At 38.5% G+C, this 7526-nt stretch carries 7 protein-coding genes; all 7 read right to left on the bottom strand.

Annotated features, from left to right (window positions below; all coding sequences use genetic code 11):
• Window positions 1-149 precede the first annotated feature (149 nt).
• Window positions 150-1370 (bottom strand): glycosyl transferase, encoded by a 1221-nt coding sequence (locus L654_RS0102755; protein WP_002958673.1) that lies wholly within the window; start codon window positions 1368-1370, stop codon window positions 150-152.
• Window positions 1363-3108 carry an HAD-IIB family hydrolase gene (locus L654_RS0102750; RefSeq protein ID WP_024607206.1) on the bottom strand — a complete coding sequence of 582 codons (1746 nt, stop codon included), beginning with the start codon at window positions 3106-3108 and terminating at the stop codon, window positions 1363-1365. The genes L654_RS0102755 and L654_RS0102750 overlap by 8 nt, the downstream gene beginning before the upstream one ends.
• 145 nt (window positions 3109-3253) lie before the next feature.
• Window positions 3254-4492, bottom strand: a complete 1239-nt coding sequence (locus L654_RS0102745; RefSeq protein WP_024607205.1) for a uracil-xanthine permease family protein — start codon at window positions 4490-4492, stop codon at window positions 3254-3256.
• A gap of 9 nt (window positions 4493-4501) precedes the next feature.
• The gene (gene upp, locus L654_RS0102740) at window positions 4502-5131 is read right to left on the bottom strand and encodes a uracil phosphoribosyltransferase (RefSeq protein ID WP_024591723.1); all 630 of its coding nucleotides are present in this window, start codon (window positions 5129-5131) and stop codon (window positions 4502-4504) included.
• 146 nt (window positions 5132-5277) lie between these two features.
• On the bottom strand, window positions 5278-6234 hold the full coding sequence (locus L654_RS0102735; RefSeq protein ID WP_024607204.1) for a phosphotransferase: 957 nt from the start codon (window positions 6232-6234) through the stop codon (window positions 5278-5280).
• 269 nt (window positions 6235-6503) lie between these two features.
• On the bottom strand, window positions 6504-7016 hold the full coding sequence (locus tag L654_RS0102730; protein WP_024607203.1) for a hypothetical protein: 513 nt from the start codon (window positions 7014-7016) through the stop codon (window positions 6504-6506).
• A 136-nt stretch (window positions 7017-7152) separates the two neighbouring features.
• Window positions 7153-7419, bottom strand: coding sequence for a hypothetical protein (locus tag L654_RS1000000127725; RefSeq protein WP_139016087.1), 267 nt, complete (start codon window positions 7417-7419; stop codon window positions 7153-7155).
• Between the last annotated feature and the right edge of the window lie 107 nt (window positions 7420-7526).

Here is a 7526-nt window from a genome sequence, read left to right as displayed (position 1 = left end):
GCTCAGTAACCGATAAAGGCAGCTCAACACCCTCATAAATAATATGAAGATGTTGCTCTACTCGTTGTAAAAATAATTCGCTAACTGAAATCACATGCGCCCCTAATATTTATTGTTTAGACTTATAGGCTAGTTAACCTGCGCGCAGGTTAACTATATTCTTCGTTATCTAGCTCTACGGCTTCTTTTAAGCGCTCAAGTACATCTGGCATTGCTGATACAACACGGTTCCAACTTGGCACAAATGGCGCTTCCATTGGGTTTTCTAAAAAGTGTTGCCCTGCTTCCATAATATTTTGTGCAAACATTTCTACTGCTTTTTCTTCTTGGTGTACATCAAGCGTTAACCCGTTCATAAGCGCATCGTTGTGATAGGTTTCAATAAAATCTAGCCCGATACGGTAGTAAGTCGCTTTTAATGAACGAATTGTTTCGCTGGTAAAAGTAACACCTTGTGTTGCCAGCTTTCTAAACAATGCCTTAGTAATATCAATCGACATTTTAGACAAGCCTGCGCTTTGGTCATCAAGTGAAAGTTCTTGGTGCTTATGATCGTAATTATCTGCAATATCTACTTGGCATAAGCGGTTATGGGAGTAATTACGATACATTTCACTCAGTACGCCTATTTCAAGGCCCCAGTCACTTGGAATGCGAATATCGTTTAAAACATCGCGTCTAAACGAAAACTCACCTGCAAGTGGGTACCTAAAAGAGTCCATATATTCAAGGTAGTCGGTATTGCCTAAAATTGTTTTAAAGGAGCGAAGCAAAGGCGTTACTAATAAGCGCGATACACGGCCATTAATTTTGCCATTCGCAGTACGCGGGTAAAACCCTTTACAAAATTCATAGTTAAAACGCGGATGCGCAACGGGGTAAATTAAGCGAGCAAGTAAGCTTCTGTCGTAGGTTAAAATATCGCAATCATGCAGCGCGATAGATTCCACTTCCGCTGTTGCTAATTTATAGCCCATGCAGTACCACACGTTACGGCCTTTACCCAGCTCACGCGGTGCAACGCCTAGCTCTTGTAATTCTTTATCAAGTGCTTGTAAGCGTGGGCCGTCGTTCCATAATACTTTATGGTTTTGGTTTAGCTCTTTAAAAAAACCAAGTGCATGGCGGTACTGTGCTTCGTCGGCTCTATCTAAACCTATGGTAATTTGCGATAAATACGGTACTTCGCGTAATTCGCTAACTATATTTTGCAGTGCAGGGCCTTCAAGTTCACTAAATAACGAAGGAAGTATTAATCCCATTGGGCGCTGCTTGCTAAAAGTAAGTAGCTCTTTTTCTAGATCTTCTATTGGTCTGTCGGCAATATTATGTAATGTTGTAATAATGCCATTTTGATAAAAATCAGCCATGAGATGTTTGCTCCTCAGAAATACTTAAAATACTGCTAATGCACGGCAACGATGTTATTTCTTCAATCCAGCCCAGCGGTGCTGGCGATTGAGAGTATCGTGCTTTATTGTGCGACAATTTAACCGGCTTTTTACTCGCCGGATTGGCGATAATAATGGCGATATTTGCATGCTCTAACATTTGCTTATCGTTATCGCTATCACCCAATGCAATGACCGTGAGAGGCTTTCTGAAATGATGGGTAAACTGTTTAACTAACCACTGCTGTGCAGCGCTTTTATCGGTATTTTTGGCAATATGAATGAAGCGCCCACCAATTTTTATATCGTAGCCGAGTGCTTCAACATCGTTTACAAAAGCCGTGAGTAATTCGTCATTGCCATACCAATAAAGAGGGTCTGAATAATCGCGGGTTTGTGCGCGTCTTGCTTGCGCATCATCGAGACCTGTAAGTTCTGATATTTGCTCACTCGATAAGTCACTAAACAATTTGTAATGTGCTTTATAATCTGCCTTTAAAGTATTTAAGTCCTTTAATAAACTCGATAGCGGCTTTGCCATTGCGTAGCACCAATACGCGCCTATTTTTTTGCAACCTATAGGCTTAAGTTCAAAATAATCTTCTGGAATAAATACCGCAGCACCGTTTTCTACAATAAAAGGCTGCTGAATGTTTAAATCGTTTTTAAGCTCTATAACTTCGCAAAAAGTTTTGCTGGTATTAAACACCACAGGAATATGTGCATTTTGCAGCTGCTGTAATAACTCACTGATATTATTTGTATTGTAATCGGCGTGATCGAGTAATGTGCCGTCCAAATCTGTAAAAATAATAGGTTGAAGGGTGTCATCACTCGTTAGGTGCATACCGCTAATATCGCGGTTGCTATCAAGTTCAATTAAAGCGTTTGCTTTAGCGCTCAGTGTGTTTAAGTTCTCACGCGTAATGCGCTCAAAATGAGAAATAAAATACACCAATTGCTCGTTAGTCATGGTGCCTGAGCCTTCACCTTTTTTGGCTATTAGCTTTTGTTCTTGCTCTTGTCGCCATGTAAAAACATCACTAAAACTCGGTGCTTTTAGCATAACGGTATAATCAATTAGGTTAAAAACGGCTTTATATTCGTTTGCCAAACAGCTGTTTACACAGCGGCGCCAAACGCCTTCTTTATCAAATTGTTGCTCTAACTCGTTAAGCGGCTCACTCAATGAAAACAACGGTTGTGGCTCACTGCCCACGCACCACCCTTCTAAAATAACAATATCAACTGGCTTTTCGTTTGTTAGCCAATCACTTGCTGGCACGCAGTCGTCTTCGTGTTTATTAAAACGTGGAAGCGGTACGTTTACCTCTCCTGCCAGTAAGTTAGTTATTGTGCTATTCATTAACGCTACATCGTGAGTACCCGGTACTCCGCGAGTAGTAAAAAGAGGATGTACGTCTTTGGCAAGTTCACTACGTGCTTGTTTTGCTAAATAAAAGTCATCAATAGACAATGCAACACTGTTAAGTGGTGTGTTTTTAGAAAACCAGGTAACTAAAAAATCAGCGAGTGTTGTTTTTCCTGAGCCTTGGCATCCATTTATGGCAACAAAAATAGGAGTATTTGTTTTTTTAGATTCGAGGATGTCATGCGCGAGTGGAACAAAATATTGCTCACTCAAATATTGATACTTTAAAGGCAGTTGGTGTTTTGCTAAAAACGGGGTTATATCCACAATATTGGCCTCTGACATAGTAACTCCTTTGCATACAATGCGTTCTGGAAGTTAAATGCAGATACTAGACCATTATTATTTTTTCATATTTATTAACAAGTTAAAAAAATAGCGCATTAAAAATGCGCTATTATGGTGCAATCTATTTAGCTAATGTGCAAAATTAAACTTTTTCAGGTTCTGCTTTTGGTAATACTAAGTTAAGTACTATTCCTAAAATAGCGCAGAGGCTTACGCCCTCTAAACTAAATTGGCTACCACCAATATGCATACCACCAATACCGCACACCAAAATAAGTGCAACGATACTTAAGTTACGTGGTGCTGTTAAATCATCGCCCGATTTAACCAATGTATTTAAACCCACTACAGCAATAGAGCCAAAAAGTAGAATCATAATTCCGCCCATTACAGGTACAGGAATAGTTTGCAAACCAGATCCCATTTTAGCTACAAACGCTAAAATAATGGCAATAACAGCTGTCCACATCATTACTTTAGGATTGAAGTTTTTGGTAAGCATAACTGCCCCCGTTACTTCTGAGTAAGTAGTGTTAGGCGGGCCACCAAATAATGATGCCGCAGAAGTCGCAAGGCCATCACCAAACAAAGTACGGTGAAGCCCAGGCTTTTTCAAAAAGTCTTTATTGGTTACTTGGCTAATAGCCATCATATCGCCAATATGCTCAATTGCAGGTGCTATTGCTACAGGTACCATAAACAAAATAGCCTGCCATTTAAACTCAGGCCAAGTAAAGTTTGGTACAGCAAACCACTGTGCATTAGTCACTGCGTCAAATTGCACAACGCCCATGCCAAGCGATAAACAATAACCCGCTACAACCCCTGCTAATATTGGTATAAGCTTAAATACGCCTTTTCCCCATACTGCAAAAATAAGCGTTACCACTAACGAGAACAACGAAATATAAATAGCGCTAGTGTAATCAATAATTTGAATACTGCCATCGCCACTTTTACCCATCGCCATATTTACGGCAACAGGTGCAAGCGCAAGGCCAATAACCATAATTACTGGGCCTACAACAACAGGCGGTAAAATTTTATGAAGCGTTGCAACCCCTTTAAATTTTACTAATAAGCTTAAAAGCATATAAGCAAAACCTGCAACCATTAAGCCGCCCATAGTGGCCGGTACGCCCCACATTTGCACAGCGGCAATAATAGGAGCAATAAAGGCAAACGATGAAGCTAAAAATATAGGCACCTGGCCTTTAGTCACTACCTGAAACAGCAAAGTACCAAGGCCTGCGGTAAAAAGCGCAACATTAGGATCCAAGCCCGTTAAAAGCGGCACTAATACCAATGCACCAAATGCTACAAACAGCATTTGCGCGCCCGTTAAAATAGTTTTTATTGAAAAGGTGTCATTATTTTGCACTTAAGACTCCTAAACAGTACCGAATATTTTGTCGCCTGCATCGCCTAAACCAGGGATAATATAGCCCTTTTCGTTTAAGTGGCTATCTACTGAGGCTGTAAATATTTCTACATCTGGATGAGCGGCAAGTGTTCTCTCAACACCTTCTGGTGCTGCAACAAGTACAATTACTTTGATTTCTTTACAGCCTGCTTTTTTAAGCATATCGATTGTGGCAATCATTGAGCCACCCGTTGCAAGCATAGGGTCAATAACTAAGCTTAGGCGTTCATCAATATTACCTACTAGCTTTTCAAAATATGGTACTGGTTCTAGTGTTTCTTCGTTACGTTCAAGACCAACAACACTTACTTTAGCGGCTGGTAATAACTGCATAACACCGTCCATCATGCCAAGACCAGCACGCAAAATAGGCACTACGGTAATTTTTTTACCTTTTATGTGCTCTACTTTTAATTTATTGCCATCCCAGCCTGTAATTTCGTTATCTTCTAACTGTAGGTTTTTAGTTGCTTCGTAGGTTAATAAAGTTCCAACTTCAGAACATAATTCACGAAAGCTTTTAGTACTAATACCATGCGCTCGCATTAGGCCTAGTTTATGTTGAACAAGAGGGTGAGAAATAACGTGAATTGCCATGATATAAACCTACTGATACAAGAATTTGCAGTATTTTATATTAAAAAAGGTCATTTGACCTGTAGTTTTAAAGAGATTTTCATACATCGTGCCAAAATGTATTGTTTTGCTTGATATTTATGCAAGAGATTAGCAAAATCTGTTTATTAAATGTTACTCGCTAACCAGCTGTTTACTTGCTGTTGCATATAACTATTTATTTTTTGATGCTCGGGGCTCCACCCAGCTAAAAATCGATAAAAGTCAGCCCATGCAGCAGGCCATAAAGCGAGCCAATCGTCAGCTATTTTACTTGCTGGTGCCCAAGGGTGATAAGCTGTAATAGCAGCCTTTAAATTATCAAAATAATACGCAAGGTACTCATCAGCGCACTCGTGCAATTGTACATCACTCAAGCAACTGGTCATAAAATACATTACATCAATTATCCCGCAACCTGCACCTATATACTGAAAATCATAACCGAGTATTTTATCGTGCTCATTTGCTGCAAAGTTAGCAAGTTTTGCATCGCCATGAATTAGCGTTTTATACGCACAACTTTGTAGCTGCTCATCTATTTTATGTGCAGCATTTTTAATATCGGACTTTTTATCAAGGTTATCTTTTAGTTTATTAAACTCATCTGGGCGTGTGCTTAAATGCCAGTAGTTGCCTTGCTGCCATAACCCTTCAGCGGGTTTACTTAAGTTAAACGCATGAAAGTGTGCAAGCCACCTTAATATAGCTTTAACATGTTGTGGCCCTGCTTGAGTAAACCCATGTTTGGTAAAGTTTTTAAACACCAGCGCGTATTCATCGTCTTTATTAATTGCACCTATACATTCAATACTTTGCGCATGTACTGGTAAATGTTGGCTATAAAGCTTATAAAATGTGTATTCAACGCTATACGAGTGCTGCTTTCTTTTAAGCGCAAATTCGCTTTGTTTAATTTTAGGATGGTGTATATAACTGGGTATTTTAATAGCTTTAATAACACATGGCTCATCATCAAGCTGGCACTGCACAATACTGCCACATCCACTCCAAAGTGATGTAAGCGTATCGCCAATTTCAATGTGCTTAAAGTAAGGTTGTAATAAAGGAATGTAAAATGCCATAGCTATATTAAGTAATTAAGTTTTTTGTAGTTTAACATTAGTGGGCGTTTTTAATAAAACTACGACATAAAAAAGCCCCACTTGGTTTTATACAAGTTTGTATGTAAATAGTGGTCAAAATCACTATGCCACTACACTTTGATTTTGAAATTAACTGGGTAAAACCATGTCTTCCTAGGTTGAGTATATCTAGGCATTTTAGCCTCCTCAAAGTGATGAGGAGGTGTCCACTAAAACGGGTGAGGAGCAATGTCCGTTAGAACGTCTTGTTAGAGTTTTTCATTTTTGATGTCATTGATTGCTAGTAAATCACAACTACCGATAATATTTCTAATTGCAAGCCGTACGTCCCTTCTCTTTAATTCAAATTCTTCCACCAATTCAGAATTTAATTCAACCTTTCTTTCTACAAAGTTATAAATTATAAAGTCTCTAAATTCATGGAAACAGTGCCTAAATTTCTTAGGAAAATATAAACCATGTTTTCCACAAAATACTTTATTCATCTCATTAACGAATAAGGCTGCATTCTCATGGCTCAATATATACTCACCGTTCTGGATTGAGATAAGTTTATCATCACCAATAGAAATTGAAGTAGGTTCAAAAATAGCCCATACGGCTTCAGCTGCTTCCAATTGTTTATCTGCTAATTTGTTGACCAATAATATTGATTGTTCTCTTTTAAGCTTCCGATAAGTCAAAAAATATGTAATTGCAGATCCAATTGCTGAAATCGCAATTGGATATATGAATAACAGTATTACTTTTTCTGTAGGCATAATTAATTATTCCGGTTAAACCTAAACTCTAACGCCCTGTTAAGGGGCAAATTGTAGTTGGCTAAAATGTGTAGCGAAGCGGAACCAGCCAACTGTAATTTGTCCCGCTTGAACAGCTTGTTAGTTTACTTTTTACTTAATTTGCTAATACCGCTAACCCCAACACGAAAGAGATCCCAAACAAAAAATAGCGGTAACCATCTCTTTCACCTTTAATAGCGACTTCACTTGAATATGGTAATGACATAGGCTTCCCCGTACAGAAAGGCAAAATATAATAGTGCGCAACGCTATATAAGAAGAATGAAGCTATCCAATCTTCTGCACCATGCCTTTCATTTAAGTATCCGCAGACAAGAAATAATGAAAGAGAAAATAATAAAATAACTTTATTTAAACTCATATCTATTTTAAGTACACCAGTAAACTAACGAGCCTGTAGATTAACTCGTTTTTAAATTTGTTTTTATTGATAAACAAACCATAGCTGAGTTCCTATTTTGGTTCAAT

Source organism: Pseudoalteromonas sp. TAB23 (assembly GCF_000498075.1).
In the GTDB taxonomy this organism is placed as follows: domain Bacteria; phylum Pseudomonadota; class Gammaproteobacteria; order Enterobacterales; family Alteromonadaceae; genus Pseudoalteromonas; species Pseudoalteromonas arctica.
This window is presented reverse-complemented; position numbering and strand designations above follow the sequence as displayed.

Excerpts from the sequence above, each read along its gene's own strand:
- L654_RS1000000127725 (WP_139016087.1), bottom strand. The coding sequence starts at position 7,419 with ATGAGTTTAAATAAAGTTATTTTATTATTTTCTCTTTCATTATTTCTT.
- L654_RS0102750 (WP_024607206.1), bottom strand. The coding sequence starts at position 3,108 with ATGTCAGAGGCCAATATTGTGGATATAACCCCGTTTTTAGCAAAACAC.
- L654_RS0102735 (WP_024607204.1), bottom strand. The coding sequence starts at position 6,234 with ATGGCATTTTACATTCCTTTATTACAACCTTACTTTAAGCACATTGAA.
- upp (WP_024591723.1), bottom strand. The coding sequence starts at position 5,131 with ATGGCAATTCACGTTATTTCTCACCCTCTTGTTCAACATAAACTAGGC.
- L654_RS0102730 (WP_024607203.1), bottom strand. The coding sequence starts at position 7,016 with ATGCCTACAGAAAAAGTAATACTGTTATTCATATATCCAATTGCGATT.
- L654_RS0102755 (WP_002958673.1), bottom strand. The coding sequence starts at position 1,370 with ATGGCTGATTTTTATCAAAATGGCATTATTACAACATTACATAATATT.